This is a genomic window from Cohnella sp. AR92 (assembly GCF_003990975.1).
Lineage (GTDB): Bacteria > Bacillota > Bacilli > Paenibacillales > Paenibacillaceae > Cohnella.
Window position 1 is genome coordinate 22,854 of record NZ_RZJR01000017.1, and the last position, 16,474, is coordinate 39,327.

A 16,474-nucleotide genomic window follows, 5' to 3' on the forward strand; every position below is an offset into this window, starting at 1 on the left:
GCAAGCTCGACATAAAAATACGGAGTTCGATCCGAAAAATGCGGATTTCCTAAAAGGGATCAGGTTGGTTACAATAAAAGGGTGTATTTATTCGCCTTCCTATGACCCTGGCCTCCGATTAGGCGTTTCGGTTGGCCGGGGATTTTCTGTCTTCCGCCTATTCGCATGCCAAAGGACGATTCCCATGATAAAGAGGATAGGGTCTTGGCTAAGGACCATCCGATCGCAGAGAATCCGCAGCCGTTTTCTGACCGCCATGATCTTGGTTTCCCTGCCGCCGTTGTTCGTCCTCGGTTACGTCTCCATTCATATCGCCAAGGATACGCTGGTGGAGAACCACATTCAGACGATTCAAGGGCACCTCAAGACATCGAGCGAGATGGCCGACCTTCTGTTCAAGAATATCATCGATATGAACCGCATTATCCTGTCCAGCGACGAGCTGAGGCAGCAGCTCTACAAGAGCGGAGAGGCGGACGATTCGGCGACGGACGTCATCGACGTGACGACCGCCAACCGCCTTCAGAACATCGTCGTGACGAACCTCTTCGATACGCAATATATCCAATCGATCTGCGTGTTCGACCGTCAATTCCGATCCTCCTGCTATGGCCGTTCGGAGCTGGCGGGGCCATACGGCTCGGAGGTCACGCGCGGGCTCATCGCGGGTACGGACTGGTACCGGCAAAGCCTGGACGCCAAGGGCAAGGAAGTGTTCTTCGGCTACAACGTGCTGGAGGAGGATCCGTCCGGCGATTCGTTCTCCAGCGTTAAGGTGCTTCGCGATCCCAACTGGCTGAGCGGCGAGAACATCGGTTTTCTCGTGATCAACATCCGCAAGACGATATTCAGCCAGACGGTCAACGAAGGCGAGGACAGCGGCTTCCTCGTCCTTGATACGAACCGCTCTTCGCCGCTTATAATTTACGACCACCATCCCGAGCTGACCGCTGGCGCCGGGATCGGACGGGTGTCGCCGGATCCGCTGGCCGCTCTCCAAGACTCGGGCTATCTGTACAGCGAATATTCGAATGCGACCAGCGGGTGGGACTTCGTTCACTATGTCAAAAGACAGACGCTTCTGAAGCAGTCGGACCGCATCCGGACGTTCACCATGCTGATAGCCGCCTTCATGGCCGTGATCGCGCTGTTCTTGGCTTATGTCGTCTCCGGATCGATCACCCGTCCGCTGCTGCAAGTCAAGAAGATGATCGTGGATTGGGCGAAAGGGCATCCGGCAGGCGACAGCCACGAGACGGCCTTCGTCGCGGACGAGGTCGGGGTGATCGGCGAGACGTTCAAGCGGGTGACAACGGAATACCAGCAGCTTGGAGAGAAGCTTCTTCAGTCGCAGTTGAAGGAACGCGAAGCGGAGTTGCGCAGCCTCCAGGCTCAGATCAAGCCGCATTTTCTATACAACACGCTGGACTCGATCTACTGGATGTCGCTTCTGGAAGAGAAGCACGATATCGCGCAGATGGCGCTTTCCTTGTCGGAGAGCTTCAAGCTGAGCTTGAACAAGGGCAGGGAGACGATTCCCGTCTTCAAGGAATTGAAGCATATCGAGCACTACTTGATCATTCAGAATCTGCGGTACGACAATCGCTTCGAATATATCGCGGACGTCGAGCCGGACATCATGGGCCACGAGATCATGAAGCTCCTGCTGCAGCCGTTAGTCGAGAACTCGATCTACCACGGGCTGGAGCCGAAGGTCGGCAGGGGGACGATCCGGCTTGCCGGACGCAAGGAAGGGAACGATCTCGTCTTCACGGTAGAGGACGACGGCGTCGGCATGGAGGATATTCGCCGAACGGAGCAAGGCTATGGAATTCGCAACGTCAAAGAACGGTTGGCGTTGTATTACGGACCCGCGAGTTCTTTCTCCATCGAGAGCAAACCGGGGGAAGGAACCCGAATAACGCTTCGGTTCCCGCATGGAGATAACGGAGGTGAGCATCATGCTTAAGGCGCTCGTGTTCGACGACGAGTATATCGTGCTGAGAGGGCTGGAGAAGCTGATCGATTGGCCGGAATACGGAATCGAGCTGGCGGGCACGGCCGCGGACGGCCTGTCGGCGCTGCGGCTGTTCCGGGAGATGAAGCCGGACATCATCCTGACGGACATTCGCATGCCGGGCATGGACGGCTTGACGCTGATCGAGACGATCCGCGCGGAAGCTCCGGACACGATGTGCATCGTGTTCAGCGGGTACAACGAATTCGAATACGTGAGGAGCGCCATCAAGCTGGGCGTCGTCGATTACCTGGAGAAGCCGGTCAATATCGAGAAGATTCGGGAAGGGATCTCGAAGGCGGTCGCCCGGATCGAGGAGCTGAACGACTATTCTTCCCTGAAGCGCAAATGGCAGCAGGGCCTCCTGGAGAAATCCGTGCTTCAGCTTCTGGAGGGCGGGCCGTCGGCAGCGGAGGAGTGGGCCGAATCCTTCGGCCCGGACGCGGCAAAAGTCGAAGGCGTAACCGTCCTGGTCAGCAAAAACGAAGCGCCGGTTGTGCCGGACAGCGAGGAGTATCGACTCGTTCGGGTCAGTCGCGGCGGCGAATCCATCGGAGTCGTATTCCACTTCCGCCCCTCTTCGGAAGAGTGGACAAGTCCGCTCGCCGCTTGGACGCAAGAGCTGATCGGCTCCGGCCGTACGTATTCTTCCGTTGCGGAAGCGCCGAAGAGCTATAAAGAAGCCCAGAGAGCGCTTCGTTACGGCAAATTCCTCGAAGGAAAGGGCTGGGTTCGATTCGAGGACCTGGGAGAGAGCCATGCGGAAAGTCCGCTTCTTCCCGAATGGGAGGAAGCGATGCTGTTCGACCTTCGGATCGGCGATAAGGACGGGCTGATGGAGAAGCTGGACCGCTATCTCGAGGAGTTCCGGGGGGCGAAGCTGACGCCCGAAGCGGCGGAGGTCGAGCTGCTGAAGATTCTGACGCACGGGCTCGACGTCGCCAAGGAGACCGGGGGCAATCCGTCGGATATCTACCCTGCCGGGTATTGGCCGCAGCTCGAGATCCGCAACCTGCATACGCCCGGCGAGATGGCCGATTGGCTGCGCAAGGAGATGGAGACGATCATGGATTGGATTCTCGGCGTCCGCCATCGTTCGAAGCATGCGGCGATCGAGAAAGCGCTCCGGTACATCGGCAAGAACTACGGCAGGGACCTGACCCAGCAGGAAGTCGCGGATCACGTTCAGATGAATGCCACGTACTTCAGCCTGCTTTTCAAAGAAGAGATGGACATTTCCTATATCAAATATTTAACCCAAGTTCGAATGGAGAAAGCGAAGCTGCTGCTGGGGGCCGGAGAATCGATCCAGGAGATCAGCGAGAAGGTCGGGTACCAGCACGCGCGGCATTTCTCGGAAGTGTTCAAGAAATATGCGGGCGTGACGCCCGGGCAGTTCCGGCAGCAAGGGAGACCCTCCTAAGCCGAATGCCGGGTGGAGAAGGGAGGAGCAAGATCATGAAGAAGCTAGCGATCGCCGGGATCCTCTCGATCCTGCTGCTCGCGTCTTGCGGCAAAGCCGGCAACGGGACCGAGTCGCGGTCGGAGAAGCCGACGGATATCGTCTATATCTCGAATATGGAGGTCGGCTCCAGCGTCGAGATCATCCGGCAGCTGTCCGAGGAATACGAGGCCGATCACCCGAATGTCCGCTTCAAGATAGAAGCCATTCCGGAGGGAGACTTGTCCCAGCGGATTACGCTGCTCGCGGCGAGCAACGATCTGCCGGCGCTGTTCCGGTACCAATCGGGCAGGCCGCTGCTGGACTTGATCCGAAGCGACTCCGTGCTCGATCTGGGGGAGACGTTCAAAGAGCTGGGACTCTACGGACAATTGAATCCGGCGGCGGTCGAGCTTCTCAAGTCGAACGTGGACGGAGCGGGACTTTATGCCTTGCCGCTGGAGATGAACATCGAGGGCTTCTGGTATAACAAAGAGATCTTCGCCAAGTACGGGCTGAAGGAGCCGCAGACCTGGGACGAGATGATGGAGATCGCGGCGAAACTGAAGGCGGCCGGCGTTCAGCCGTTCTCCGTCGCGGGCAAGGACAAGTGGCAGATTACCCGGCTGATCAACGGCTATGCGATCCGCAAGATCGGCGTCGACGCGATGGAGCAGGTGGATCAAGGGAAGCTTAAGCTGACGGACCCGAGATTCATCGAAGCGGCGGCTGTCGTACAAAGCATGGGTTTAAAAGGATACCTGGGAAAGGCGCTGAATACGCTCGACGTCAACGCCGCGACCGACTTGTTCCTTCAAGGCAAAGCGGCGATCTATTATTCGGGAAGCTGGCTGCTGCGGGACTTCAACGTGCCGGAACGCAATAAGGTCGGCGCGGATAACATCGGGTTCTTCAGCATTCCGCTAGTAGAGGGCGGCGAGGGCCGTCTGGACGAATATCCGATGAACGCGGGGCTGACGACTTCCTTCTCCAAGGCGGCTTATACCGAAGAGGTCGGAGACTGGATGAGGTACGTGTTCGGAGGCTATGGGGACCGCGCGATGAGCGAGCTCGGCATGGTGACGGGCTTCAACGTGGAGAGCGTGCCGGAGAACGTGCCTCCTCTGACCCGAATGGTCCAGGACAAGATCAACCGCGTCAAGAAAGCGTCGGGCTGGTTCGAAGCGAAGTTCGGCACGAAGGCTCAGCTGCTCGCGTGGAACAATGCCCAACTGCTGGTCACGAATCCCGCGTATACGCCGACGCGGTATATGACGGAGCTGCAGCGGGCGATCGATTCGGGGCAATAGGGGCAGAGTAAGAGCGCGATCCGGAGAACTTCAATTATCGTCCTAAAGCCCAGGAGCTCCTGGGCTTTTCTGATTATCGGAGGATTTAAAGGAAAAATCGAGCCATTTCCGTTGTTTCTTCATGGACTGGAAGGGAAAGACAATGCTAATCTCTAATTAAAGGTTAATCCTATTGTTTCTATGGGATAAATGGAGATAAGGTGGGGTTCGAGGTGACCGGACAAAAAAAGCTTCGATTAGGAGCCATCATTCAAGGAGTAGGGGCTCATGTCGGCTTATGGAGGCATCCGGATCTGCCGTCGGATGCAAGCGTCAGTCTGGCGTTCTATCGACGGCAGGCTCAAATCGCCGAAGCCGGCAAGTTCGATCTTGCGTTCATTGCCGACGGGCTTTACATTACCGCTCAGTCCATTCCCCACTTCTTGAACCGCTTCGAGCCGATCACGATACTCTCCGCGCTTGCTTCCGTGACGAGCCGCATCGGACTGGTCGGGACGTTGTCGACCACGTACAGCGAGCCATTCAACGCCTCGCGGCAATTCGCCTCTTTGGATCATATTAGCGGAGGCAGGGCGGGCTGGAACGTCGTCACTTCGCCCTTGGAAGGGTCTGCTCTGAATTACGGCAAGAAGCATCCCGATCATTCCGAACGCTACCGCATGGCGGAGGAGTATATCGAGGTCGTAAAAGGGCTGTGGGATTCGTGGGAGGACGATGCCTTCGTTCGGAACAAAGAGACGGGGGCGTTCTTCGACCAAACGAAGCTTCATGCCCTCCGGCATTCGGGCGAGTTCTTCCGAGTCCAAGGACCTCTTAATATCGCCCGTTCCAAGCAAGGTCAGCCGGTCATCTTCCAGGCCGGTTCGTCTGAAGCCGGGAGAGCGCTGGCAGCCGAGTCGGCGGATGCCGTCTTGACGGAGCATGAGGATCTCGAGAAAGCAAAAGCGTTCTACCGCGACGTGAAAAATCGAGCTAGAGCCCATGGACGATCCGCGGAGGCGATCAAAATCATGCATGGCATCGGCGTCATCGTGGGCCGTACCCAAGAGGAAGCGGAGCGCAAGCGGGAAGAGATCGCGATGCTCGTTACGATCGAAGCGGCTCTCGACCATCTTGGCCGATTTTTCGAGCATCACGACTTCTCGCTTTACCCGTTGGACGGCCCGTTCCCTGACCTGGGAGACTTGGGAAGCAACGGCTTCCGAGGAACGACCGATCGGATCAAGCGCATTGCGGCCGAGAGGAAGCTGTCGCTGCGGGAAGTCGCGTTTCTCGCCGTCACGCCTCCCGGGGAATTCGTCGGAACGCCGGAGCGCATCGCCGATCTGATCCAGCTCTGGTTCGAGGAGGAGGCAGCGGACGGCTTCCTGATTCAATCGGTGACGCCAACCTCCCTGGAGGATTTCGTTCGGCATGTCGTTCCTCTGCTTCAGCAGAGAGGCCTTTACCGTACCGAGTATGAAGCCGACACTCTGCGAGGCAATCTTGGTCTTCCGATACCGGAGAATCGGAATACGCTTCGAGCGTACGAGGAGATTCAATGAGCCTGCAACTACAGCTTAAGAATCACGTGGATCGCTGGGAGAATGAGATGATTGCGGTAAGGCGCGACCTTCACCGCCATCCGGAGTGCATGTTCGAAACCTCGAGAACGGCAGAGCTAGTCGCTCGTTTGCTCGAAGAGTGGGGATTGGAAGTGAAGCGCGGCGCGGGCAAGCGATTCAAAGCGGGAGTCGTCGGGATCCTTAGGGGCAATCGGCCTGGCCGAACGATCATGCTGCGTGCCGATATGGACGCCCTTCCCATTCAAGAACAGACGAACGCGCCTTACCGCTCGCAGAAGGACGGAGCGATGCATGCCTGCGGGCATGACGCGCATACGGCCATGCTGCTAGCGGCTGCCTATGCCCTTAGCCGCGAGAGGGAAAGCCTGCCCGGTACGATTCGCTTCGTGTTCCAGCCTGCCGAGGAAGGAGCCCGCCCTTGTCCGATCGACGGCAGCCTCGTGAGCGGCAGCCGGGATCTTATCGACGACGGGGTGTTGGAGTCGGTTGAAGCAGGCTTCGCCTTGCATGTGTGGCCGGATCTGCCAACGGGCACAATCGGCCTCAAGCACGGATACGCAATGGCGGCTTCCTCTCACTTTACCTATGAATTTAACGGCTTATCGGGGCATCATGCCGCTCCGCACCTGGCGGCGGATGCTCTGATGATGACCGCCCAATTCGTCATCGAAGCCAAGGCGGCCATCGCTTCCCAATGGGATCCTCTCGTGCCGGCGGTGCTCGCTTTCGGAGCAATGCAGGCAGGAACGGTAGCGAACGCGATCGCCGACCGAGGCAAGGTGAGCGGAACCTATCGCACGTTCGGCCGCGATTCCGTTCTCCGAATAAAGAGCTTGCTCGATCAGCGAGCCGAATCCGCGGCAAGCTCGTTCAACGGAACCTACACCTCAAGCTATCGCTTGGGTACAGCGCTGAAGAACGACTCGGACGTCGTGAAGCTCGCAGCCAAGGCAGCCGAGGAAGGCGAATCGGAGGTTCGCTGGCTGGAGTCGCCGAGCCTGGCCGGCGAGGATTTTGCTCTCTATGCGGAGAGAATTCCTTGCGCCTTCGCTTTCTTGGGCATCCGCAACGAAAGGGAGGGGATCGTTCATCCGTTGCACCACCCAAGCTTCGAGGTGGATGAGCGGGCTCTCAAGATCGGAGCTAACCTGCACGTTTCGTTTGCCTTGGAAGCCCTTGGATACGAAGGGCGACTCCTCTATTAACCGTTGACGTTGTTCGATTGGGCGGCAAGATTTCTGTCTTCGAATTCGGTCGAGAGAACGATCAGGACCGTCGAGAAACCGTATGCGTTGCAGGAATCGAGGAAGACGGTCAACGATTCCGTGGATTCGGTCACGACCTTCAGCAAGAAGTTATTCTCGCCGCTGATCCGATACAGATCGATAATCTCGGAAGAAGTCCCGCAGAAGGCCGTAAAGTCGGTGCAGCGGTTCGTTCGAAACAGAATGAAGGCCGTGGAATGCTTGCCTAGCTTGGAAGGAGAGAGCTGGGCGCGATAGCCGGCGACGATGCCCCGATCCTCCAGCTTGCGCAGCCTCTCGGTGACAGCCGGCTGCGACAAGGAGATCTGTCTGCTCATCTCGGCGATCGGGAGACGCGCGTTCTCATGCAGCAAGCCTAGAATCCGTACATCGATCTCATCCATAGTGAACCTCCTTAATTATAAAGGCGAATGCAGCGTAAATTCCGTTAATACAAAACAGATAATGCCAATACAACTTGATAATAATATGTAAATGTCAAATTTTCCATTATAAAATGATGTCATCAAGCAAAGGGGGGGCTGCGCATGGCTATAACCATAAACGATCCGATCTCATTGGGCGGATTAACGATTAAGAACCGCTTGATCATGGCGCCTATGCAGCAATACAAAGGGACGCCGGAGGCATTCGCCATAAGCCATCATACCGAGCATTATAGGCGGCGGGCGCGGCATGTGGGGCTCATCATTCTGGAATCTACCGCCGTGTCTCCGAACGGGAGATTGTGGGAGAACGACATCGGAATCTATACCGACAGCCACGTCGAACCCTTAAAGAGGATTACGGATGCCGTTCACGAGCAGGGGACTCCCGTCTTTATCCAACTGTCCCATGGAGGCCGCAAATCCTCTCCGCTTGTAACGAGCTCTTTGGTCGCCCCGAGCGCCATTGCCTTCGACGATCATTACGGCACTCCGCAAGAGCTCACGCAGAAGGGGATAACCAACGTAATCGATGAATATCGGCTGGCCGCTATTCGGAGCATCCAAGCGGGGTTCGACGGAATCGAGCTTCATGCGGCTCATGGGTTCCTTATTCATCAATTCGCATCCCCGCTCTCCAATGCCAGGGAAGATGCTTACGGCGGCAGCTCCGAGAATCGGGCGAGGTTCTTGCAGGAGATCGTCGCGGCGGTGCGGGAGGAGGTTGGCAGGGATTACCCGGTTATCGTCCGTATATCCGCTACCGATTACAGCGAAGGGGGGCTCCATCCCGAGGAATGGGTACGCATGCTGAAGCTTCTAGAATCCGAGTTGGATGCCATCCACGTCTCCAGCGGAGGGCTTCTCCCCGTTAAGCCCAGCGATGTATACTCGGCCTACCAACTGCCGCATGCAACGGCGATCAAGCAGCATTTCAAGATACCGGTTATCGCCGTCGGCAAGATTCACCGACGAAGTCTCGCGGATCGAATCCTTCAAGATCGCTTGGCCGATTGCATTGCCGTCGGATCGCCGCTGCTGGAAGACCCGGACTACGCGGAAGGACTCTTGGTTCCCCGGGAGCGCGAGCTAAGCGGGCAAAGTTGAATCCAATAGAAACGGCAGCCGACCAGAAGATCGGCTGCCGTTTCTATTGATTTGGGCGAGAACGTTAGAGGTACAACGATTCTACTAGCTTATAGAGAGTCGAGGCCGCCTCCGCGCGGGTAGCCTGTCCGAATGGACGGAACAGGTTCTTATCGTCGCCTCTCATGATGCCGGCAAGCCGGACGGCCTCTATCGAGGGTCTCGCCCAGTCGGGTAGGCTCGAGGAATCCGCGTAGGCGGAAGGAGCGTCCGCATTCGCCGTCTCCGCCTGTCTGTTCTTCAACGCGTTAGCCGCAATGACGGCCATTTCCGCACGGCTCAAGACTGCATTAGGCTTGAAGCTCCAATTACCGTTCTCCGGGGTTCCTTGCATCAGCCCAGCTTGCGTTACGGCGGCTACCGAATTTTGCGCCCACGCCGGAATCGTACTTTCGTCTGCGAAGACTCGTTCGGACGAGGAAGGGTTCGTTTGAAGCATCAGCGCACCCGCGATCATTTTGGCGAATTGGGCTCGGGTGATAGGGTCGTCCGGATGGAACTTCCCATCCGAATATCCCTCGATAACCTTCATGCCGATCAAGCGGTCCGCAGATTCGGCTGCCCAGTGTCCCGTCAGATCGTCGAAGCCGGCGATCTGATCATAGAAGACGGCGAATCTCGTGAAATGGTTGACTTTGACGGTAATGGTCCCATCCGGGTTGAGGATTCCCCCGAGGTAGATCCAGCGCTTCGATTCGTCATTGTAATAATAGACGGCGGGCCGATTGCCGCTAGGGCTCGAGCTCAAGTCGTAATCGAACGTGAGTTCAATCGGCTTCAGGAAGGTTCGGCCCGTCGAGCTTGCGAAGTCGAGAATATCGCTGATAAGCGGAATGGCCGGCAGCGCGGGAGCCTCCTCCGAAGGGACCACGCTTACCTTCACGGTACCGTCTTGCCTCACGGCTCCCGCAGGGACAACGACTTTAACCCGCCCTTGAAGCGACCACTCCGAGAGCTGATTGGAGAAAACGCTAAACCGATTCGAGAGCTCCGTCGGGTCGGTCGGTATCGACGGCTCTGACGGCACGGCTGGAGTCGACGGGTTCGTCGGGACGGTCGAACCTTCCGGATTCGCGAAGTCGAACGCGAACAGGCCGGAGGTTACCGGTCCCGTCGCCCCGATGATAGCCTCTTGCGCGATAACGACGGTCGCGTTGTTCACGTCATTGGCGCTCGCATGCTTGAGCGCGCGGCCGGTGAATGCGATCGTCAACTGCGTGTCGCTGTCTCGCGTGACGTTAAGTCCAAGTCCGACCGGCAGCCGAGTTACCGTCACGCTTGCCGATGCATCCTCCGTGAACGTACCGTTCACGAGGGTTACCGTCTGCACGGCATCGAAGCTGCCGTCGTTGGCGCTCGACTCCGCGATCGCCGGAGCGCCGAGCGTCAGCCTGGCGACTCTCGGCACGACTGTAATGGAGAACGTTACGCTTGCGGAAGTGTCGATCCCTCCAAGCGCCGTTCCTCCATCGTCCTGCAGCGCAACGGTAACGACGGCTTTGCCCGTTGCGCCGGGCATCGCTTTATAGCGCAGGGTGCCGTCGCTATCGACCGTAGGCTGCTCTTCGAACAACTCATGATGATCATTGCCGACGAGGAAGGCAAGCTGCTGCGACGCCTCGTCCTCGGGTCCGGCGGAGATTCCGGTTGGTTCCATTCTCGTTCCAAGTGTCGGTCTCCGATCTCGCCCAGAGCTCGAAGGTCAAATTCAAGGCCGTCGTAACGTTCTGCGCTTGGGCGGCGGCGTCCGTGCCATTCAGCTTCATAGTGGGGTTATCTTCCACGGAGATAACGGGCGGTTCGTTCGAGGCCGCATACGCTCTCGAGTGGATCGGAACAAGGGTTGCGAGAAGAAGAACGGTTAGAAGAATAGCCGTATAGCGTTTTAACGGAATCGATAGCATCTTGAGCAGCCTCCATGTAAAGCCGATTTCTAGCGATGCTATTCTATCAGAAGCTCCTTCCGTTGCCGATTAACGAAAGTTAATGGATGGCGATTTTTAGCGAATAAAGCGAGCGCAGCGAGAAGCGTCAGGCTTCAAAGCCAGTTACGGGAAGCGTCTTCGTGCAACAAAATCGGCGAGCAGCCGGCGAACGGATCCGAAGCGCGGTACGTGGTGCAACAAATCGGCGAGTAGCTGCCCCCATCCACCCAAAAAATCAGGTGCGGAACCAAAAAAGCATGCGCTTATGAGCGGTCTTGCAACCCCTTACAATTAGAGTTGTCAAGTAGGTCACATCAACTCAAAACATAGGGGGATTTGCAATGACAAGCTGGAAAAAGAAAGTCGCCGGTCTCACTTTGGCCTCCCTTGCCGTCGCATCGCTCAGCGCATGCGGAAGCAACAACAATTCGAACTCCGAGGCTTCGGGCAGCCCGGCGGCATCGCCAAGCTCCTCGGCATCGGCAAGCGCCGGCGCAGGAACGGACGCCTCCAAGCCGGTTACGCTGACCATGCTGCTGTCCGGCTCCAAAGCGGCGAACGGTCCCGACTTCGAGCTCGATACGCTGCCTAAGCTCGTGAAGGAGAAGTTCCCGAACGTGACGGTGGAAGTTCAGAAGCTTCCGGATGACCAGTACTACACGGCGGTCAAAGCGAAGCTCGCATCCGGCGAAGGTCCGGACTTCTTCCTCGTGTTCCCGAAGCTCGCGAACATGGGCGCGATCGAAGTCGCCAAAGCCGGCTACGCGGCGGACCTGTCCGACCTCGGCTTCTGGGATAACTTCAGCCCGTCGGCGAAGAACGACATGAGCTACGAAGGCAAGCCGTACGCCGTATCCCGCGGAATGGACATTCTCGGCGCCTACTACAACAAGGACCTGTTCGCCAAGGCGGGCATCACCGAGATTCCGAAGGATTGGCCGAGCTTCCTGGCGGCTTCCGAGAAGCTGAAGGCGGCGGGCGTCACGCCGATCGCGATGGGCGACAAGGATCCGTGGGTCATCCAGTTCGGCATGTACCAGCTGGCGGCGAACTCGGTCTACCCGTCCGATCCGGAATTCGACACGAAGCTGCAGACGGGCGAGACGCACTTCTCCGATGCGGGCTGGATCAAGACGATCAACCAGTACAAGGAGCTTTATGACAAGGGCTATGTCTCCAAGAACTCCCTCGGCATGGCAAGCGCGCAGGCGATGCAGCAATTCGTCGACGGCAAGGCCGCGATGACCTTCACCGGAACGTGGGACCTGCCGGGCGTAACGGCCAAGGGAGCCGTCGACTTCGAACGCGGATTCTTCTCGCTTCCGGGCAATGACGCCGGCCAGCCGGTATACGCTTCGGCTTCGACGGCGGCAGGCTACGCGATCAACGCGAAGTCCAAGAACCTGGATGTCGCCAAGCAGGTGTTCGAGTACATGTTCGACGGGCAATCTCCGCTGTTCCAAGCATGGGCGGAATCCAATACGTCCATTCCGGTCTATGCCGGCCTGAAGCCGAACAACGACATGTTCAACGACGTTCTGGCCGACATCCAATCGACCGGCCATGCGTTCTACTTCTCCAACCAGATGTGGCCTGCCGGCGTCAGCGACGCCATGCAAACGAAGTTCTCCGAGATCATCGGCGGCAAGAAAACGACGGCCGAGGACGTTGCCAAGACAATGCAATCCAAGTACGACGAGCTGAACAAGAACTAATCAGAGCCTATAAAAGCGAAATAGAGAAGGAACGTCAAGGGAGGGCATCCTCCCTTGATTCCATTCCCCGGATGGATAGTAAGGTTAGGAGGAACCCGCCATGAATCGCGCCGTGATGAAAAAAACGATGTATTTCTTCGTCCTTCCCGCGCTTATTTTCTACCTGTTGTTCTGGATCTTCCCGATTCTCAAGCTGTTCCAGTACAGCGTCACGGACTATAACGGATACGTTCAATCGTTCAACTATATCGGCTTCGACAACTTCAAGACCCTGTACCGCGAAGAGATTCTCGGCGTCTCGATCAAGAACACGCTGCTGTACACGTTTATCAGCGTCATTCTCGGGAACATCATCGCCCTGGCGCTTGCTTTTCTCCTAAACGCGAATATTCGAGCGAAAGGTCTGTACCGTTCGGCGTTCTACATTCCCACGCTGTTCAGCGCCATCGTCGTCGGGTTTATCTGGAGCTACATCTATATGCCCGACGAAGGACTGATCGCCTCTCTCTTGAATAAGCTTGGCATGACCGGCCTCGACACCAACTTCCTGGGGAGCTATGACAAGGCCCTGTATTCCATCATTGCGGTCGACATCTGGAAAAACATCGGCACGAGCACGATCATTTTCCTGGCGGGGCTGCAGACGGTTCCTCAAGACCTGATCGAAGCGGGCAAGATCGACGGAGCGGGCCGCTGGAACCTCGTGCGCTTCATCAAGCTTCCCCTGCTCGCCACCTCGGTTACGATCAACGTGACGCTAAGCATCATCAACGGCCTCAAAGCGTTCGACTACTCGTATATCATGACGAACGGCGGACCGGGAACGTCGACGAATACGCTCATCTTCGCGATTTACAAGATGGCGTTCACCGAGCAGTTGTTCGGCAAAGCCTCCGCGCTCGGCATTATTTCCTTCGCGATCATCATCGTCATCACCGCCGTCTTCGTTCTTACGCTCAATCGCAGGGAGGTATCCGCATGACAAGCTCGGTTAATCACGCAAACCGCATGAAGCCCGTGAATCGCTCGAAGAGCATTTTCACCCATCTGCTTATCATAATCGTTGCCTTCGTCAACCTGGCTCCGCTCCTGATCGTGCTGTCCAGCTCCTTGCGTTCGCCCGACAACATGACCAACCCGCTGAACTGGTTTAATGAATTCTCCTTCAAGAGCTTCCACACCGCGTTCGATCGGATGCACTTCCCGCAGGCGCTGCTGAACAGCGTTATTCTGACGGCGGTCTCCGTTATCTTCGTCGTGATTCTGGCGGCCATGGCCGCTTACCCGATGGCGCGCATCCGCAGCAGAACGAGCAAGTTCCTGTACCTGTTCTTCCTCTCGGGGCTGGTCGTTCCGGGACAGATGGTGCTCATTCCGATCATCCAGATGATCAAGGATCTCGGCATTCCGATGAACCAATACACGCCGATCCTCATGTTCATTACGTGCAGCCTGCCGTTCTCGACCTTCCTCTATACCGGCTTCATTCGCAGCAGCGTGCCGGAGGAGATGGAAGAGGCGGCGCATCTGGACGGAGCCGGGCTGTTCCGCCGCTTCTGGCAGATCGTTTTCCCATTGATCCTGCCGGTGACGGTCTCCGTCGTGATCACGCAAGGCGTGTGGATCTGGAACGACTACTTCTTCAACATGGTGTTCATCACCAAGGCGGCGGAGTCGCCGATTCCGGTCGCGATGCTCGGCTTCCTCGGGGACCAGCAGAACCCGGCGCAATGGAACGTGCTGTTCGCCGCCTGCATCCTGTGCGTCATCCCGCTCGTGGCCGCGTTCCTGTTCCTGCAGAAATACTTCATCGGGGGCTTGACGGTCGGATCGGTTAAGGGCTAAAGGGGAAAGGGAGGCTGGACAACATGATTCAACCATCGAGCGTAGACAAGGCATTCGTGGAAAAGGCGGAGCGCCTGACGCCGACGCTGCATGAACGCCGCGTAGAGCCGGTTCGCACCATTGAAGTGGAGGCCGATCCGACTTCGCTGCATGGGTGGAAGGTTCGGGAGACGGGAACGGTCGAAGCTTTGCGACAGCGGGCTTTGTCCAGAGGAGACAGCTTCGTCGTGGATTTCGGCGACCACCAGGTCGGGTATCTAACGTTTACCGTTCGCTCCGAGGACGCCCGGGCGGATGCGCCGGTGCGCCTCAAGCTGATCTTCGGAGAGATGCCTGTCGAGATCGGGGAGAGCTTCGATACGTATGACGGCTGGCTCGATCGCTCTTGGCTGCAAGACGAGATCGTCAATCTCGATACGGTGCCGGGAACGTATACGCTGCCTCGCCGATACAGCTTCCGGTATCTGAAGGTCGAGGTGCTGACGCCGGCCCGCAAATTCAAGGTCGCGTTCGACGACCTGCATGTCACGGCGGTCAGCTCGGCGGAATTGGGGGCGGTGCCGGCATTGCCGGATAGCGTGCCGGAAGATCTGCGCGAGCTGGACCGCATCGGCATCCGCACGCTGCAGGATTGCATGCAGACCGTGTTCGAGGATGGCCCGAAGCGGGACCGCCGCCTCTGGATCGGCGACTTGCGGCTGCAGGCCCAGGTGAACTACGTGACGTTCCGCAACTTCGATCTCGTCAAGCGATGCCTCTACCTGTTCGCGGGACTTCGGCTGCCTGGAGGACAAGTATGCGCGTGCGTGTACGAGAAACCGGAGCCGGCCGCGGACGATATCTACCTGTACGATTACTCGCTGTTCTTCCTCGCGACCTTGCGCGATTATTACGAGGCCTCCAAGGATCGGGAGACTCTCGAAGAGCTGTGGCCGATCGCTCTGGAGCAGGTGCGTCTCGCGCTCGAACGGTTGGACGATAGGGGAATCGTCAAGGATGACCCTTCCTGGTACTGCTTCACGGACTGGCATGACGATCTGAACAAGCAGGCTTCCGCTCAAGCCGTACTGATCTATGGCATGAAGCAGGCGCTGGCCCTTGCCGAATGGCTCTCGGAGGAGACGACCGACGACTCGGAGGAGCAGATCGAGAGGAGAAGGTCGGCGAAGGCAGAGGCGGAGCGGCTTCGCGGAGAGATTGGCCGGGTGAGCGAGGCGGCACTTAAGCATCTTCGGAATGCCGAGACGGGCTTCTTCGAGAGCGGAGAGGGCCGGCAGGTCTCCTGGGCTTCGCAGGTGTGGATGGTACTGGCGGGCGTGCTGGGACGCGATGAGAACGCGGCTCTGCTCGATCGGCTGTTCGAGGAGAATCCGTCCGTTCGCCCGATGACGCCTTACATGTTCCACCACCTCGTCGAGGCTCTGCTGGAATCGGGACGCCGGGAGAAAGCGCTGGAGCAGATGCGCTCGTACTGGGGAGAGATGGCGCGGGACGGCGCCGACACGTTCTGGGAGGTATATAACCCTTCGGACAAGAACAATTCTCCCTATGGCAGCAACCTGATCAACAGCTACTGCCATGCTTGGAGCTGTACTCCGGCATATTTTATCCGGAAGCACTTCGTTTGACCGAGTTTGCAGGAGAAAGGCCGCCCTTGGGGCGGTCTTTCTGCCAAAGTGATGCGCCAGGTGCACTACTTTAGCAAGACACCCCCGCAATTCGCCAATGTGATGCGCCAGGTGCACTACATTCGCAAGCTGTCCCGCAATTTTTGTCATGTTAAACTCCGATCCCGATACTGCTTCGGAATCATCGCGGCG

Annotated in this window: 13 protein-coding genes; 11 read left to right on the plus strand and 2 right to left on the minus strand. The window is 57.7% G+C overall.

Annotation, left to right across the window (positions count from 1 at the left end; genetic code table 11):
- The first annotated feature begins 184 nt into the window (after positions 1-184).
- The 5 genes from ELR57_RS23760 (at position 185) to ELR57_RS23780 (ending at position 7,538) form a co-directional block, all read left to right on the plus strand.
- The gene (locus ELR57_RS23760) at positions 185-1,969 is read left to right on the plus strand and encodes a sensor histidine kinase (protein WP_126961695.1); all 1,785 of its coding nucleotides are present in this window, start codon (positions 185-187) and stop codon (positions 1,967-1,969) included.
- The gene (locus ELR57_RS23765) at positions 1,962-3,440 is read left to right on the plus strand and encodes a response regulator (protein WP_126961835.1); all 1,479 of its coding nucleotides are present in this window, start codon (positions 1,962-1,964) and stop codon (positions 3,438-3,440) included. Before ELR57_RS23760 ends, ELR57_RS23765 begins: the two co-directional genes overlap by 8 nt.
- A gap of 35 nt (positions 3,441-3,475) precedes the next feature.
- Positions 3,476-4,768, plus strand: a complete 1,293-nt coding sequence (locus tag ELR57_RS23770) for an ABC transporter substrate-binding protein (protein WP_158630144.1) — start codon at positions 3,476-3,478, stop codon at positions 4,766-4,768.
- A 212-nt stretch (positions 4,769-4,980) separates the two neighbouring features.
- Positions 4,981-6,312 carry an LLM class flavin-dependent oxidoreductase gene (locus ELR57_RS23775; protein ID WP_126961699.1) on the plus strand — a complete coding sequence of 444 codons (1,332 nt, stop codon included), beginning with the start codon at positions 4,981-4,983 and terminating at the stop codon, positions 6,310-6,312.
- Positions 6,309-7,538, plus strand: a complete 1,230-nt coding sequence (locus ELR57_RS23780; protein WP_126961701.1) for a M20 metallopeptidase family protein — start codon at positions 6,309-6,311, stop codon at positions 7,536-7,538. Before ELR57_RS23775 ends, ELR57_RS23780 begins: the two co-directional genes overlap by 4 nt.
- Here ELR57_RS23780 and ELR57_RS23785 read toward each other — a convergent pair.
- Positions 7,535-7,981, minus strand: a complete 447-nt coding sequence (locus ELR57_RS23785; RefSeq protein ID WP_126961703.1) for an Lrp/AsnC family transcriptional regulator — start codon at positions 7,979-7,981, stop codon at positions 7,535-7,537. The two genes, ELR57_RS23780 and ELR57_RS23785, sit on opposite strands and share 4 nt — an antisense overlap.
- Before the next feature lie 144 nt (positions 7,982-8,125).
- On the opposite strand from ELR57_RS23785, the gene ELR57_RS23790 reads away from it, so the two are divergent.
- Positions 8,126-9,130, plus strand: a complete 1,005-nt coding sequence (locus ELR57_RS23790; protein ID WP_126961705.1) for an oxidoreductase — start codon at positions 8,126-8,128, stop codon at positions 9,128-9,130.
- 64 nt (positions 9,131-9,194) lie between these two features.
- Here the strand turns inward: ELR57_RS23790 and ELR57_RS23795 are convergent, their stop codons facing one another.
- The gene (locus ELR57_RS23795; RefSeq protein ID WP_126961707.1) at positions 9,195-10,826 is read right to left on the minus strand and encodes an S-layer homology domain-containing protein; all 1,632 of its coding nucleotides are present in this window, start codon (positions 10,824-10,826) and stop codon (positions 9,195-9,197) included.
- Here ELR57_RS23795 and ELR57_RS23800 point away from each other — a divergent pair.
- From ELR57_RS23800 to ELR57_RS23820, 5 genes are all read left to right on the plus strand, one after another.
- Positions 10,817-11,050, plus strand: coding sequence for a hypothetical protein (locus tag ELR57_RS23800; RefSeq protein ID WP_126961709.1), 234 nt, complete (start codon positions 10,817-10,819; stop codon positions 11,048-11,050). The genes ELR57_RS23795 and ELR57_RS23800 overlap by 10 nt on opposite strands.
- Positions 11,051-11,435: 385 nt before the next feature.
- On the plus strand, positions 11,436-12,809 hold the full coding sequence (locus ELR57_RS23805; RefSeq protein ID WP_126961711.1) for an ABC transporter substrate-binding protein: 1,374 nt from the start codon (positions 11,436-11,438) through the stop codon (positions 12,807-12,809).
- Between the two features lie 100 nt (positions 12,810-12,909).
- On the plus strand, positions 12,910-13,791 hold the full coding sequence (locus ELR57_RS23810) for a carbohydrate ABC transporter permease (protein ID WP_126961713.1): 882 nt from the start codon (positions 12,910-12,912) through the stop codon (positions 13,789-13,791).
- Positions 13,788-14,654 carry a carbohydrate ABC transporter permease gene (locus ELR57_RS23815; RefSeq protein WP_238162667.1) on the plus strand — a complete coding sequence of 289 codons (867 nt, stop codon included), beginning with the start codon at positions 13,788-13,790 and terminating at the stop codon, positions 14,652-14,654. Before ELR57_RS23810 ends, ELR57_RS23815 begins: the two co-directional genes overlap by 4 nt.
- A gap of 23 nt (positions 14,655-14,677) precedes the next feature.
- On the plus strand, positions 14,678-16,282 hold the full coding sequence (locus ELR57_RS23820; protein ID WP_126961715.1) for an alpha-L-rhamnosidase-related protein: 1,605 nt from the start codon (positions 14,678-14,680) through the stop codon (positions 16,280-16,282).
- Positions 16,283-16,474: the final 192 nt, after the last annotated feature.

Bases quoted from the DNA above. Each gene is read 5' to 3' on its own strand.
- ELR57_RS23760 (WP_126961695.1), top strand. From the start codon at position 185: ATGATAAAGAGGATAGGGTCTTGGCTAAGGACCATCCGATCGCAGAGA.
- ELR57_RS23765 (WP_126961835.1), top strand. From the start codon at position 1,962: ATGCTTAAGGCGCTCGTGTTCGACGACGAGTATATCGTGCTGAGAGGG.
- ELR57_RS23770 (WP_158630144.1), top strand. From the start codon at position 3,476: ATGAAGAAGCTAGCGATCGCCGGGATCCTCTCGATCCTGCTGCTCGCG.
- ELR57_RS23780 (WP_126961701.1), top strand. From the start codon at position 6,309: ATGAGCCTGCAACTACAGCTTAAGAATCACGTGGATCGCTGGGAGAAT.
- ELR57_RS23785 (WP_126961703.1), bottom strand. From the start codon at position 7,981: ATGGATGAGATCGATGTACGGATTCTAGGCTTGCTGCATGAGAACGCG.
- ELR57_RS23790 (WP_126961705.1), top strand. From the start codon at position 8,126: ATGGCTATAACCATAAACGATCCGATCTCATTGGGCGGATTAACGATT.
- ELR57_RS23795 (WP_126961707.1), bottom strand. From the start codon at position 10,826: ATGGAACCAACCGGAATCTCCGCCGGACCCGAGGACGAGGCGTCGCAG.
- ELR57_RS23805 (WP_126961711.1), top strand. From the start codon at position 11,436: ATGACAAGCTGGAAAAAGAAAGTCGCCGGTCTCACTTTGGCCTCCCTT.
- ELR57_RS23810 (WP_126961713.1), top strand. From the start codon at position 12,910: ATGAATCGCGCCGTGATGAAAAAAACGATGTATTTCTTCGTCCTTCCC.
- ELR57_RS23815 (WP_238162667.1), top strand. From the start codon at position 13,788: ATGACAAGCTCGGTTAATCACGCAAACCGCATGAAGCCCGTGAATCGC.
- ELR57_RS23820 (WP_126961715.1), top strand. From the start codon at position 14,678: ATGATTCAACCATCGAGCGTAGACAAGGCATTCGTGGAAAAGGCGGAG.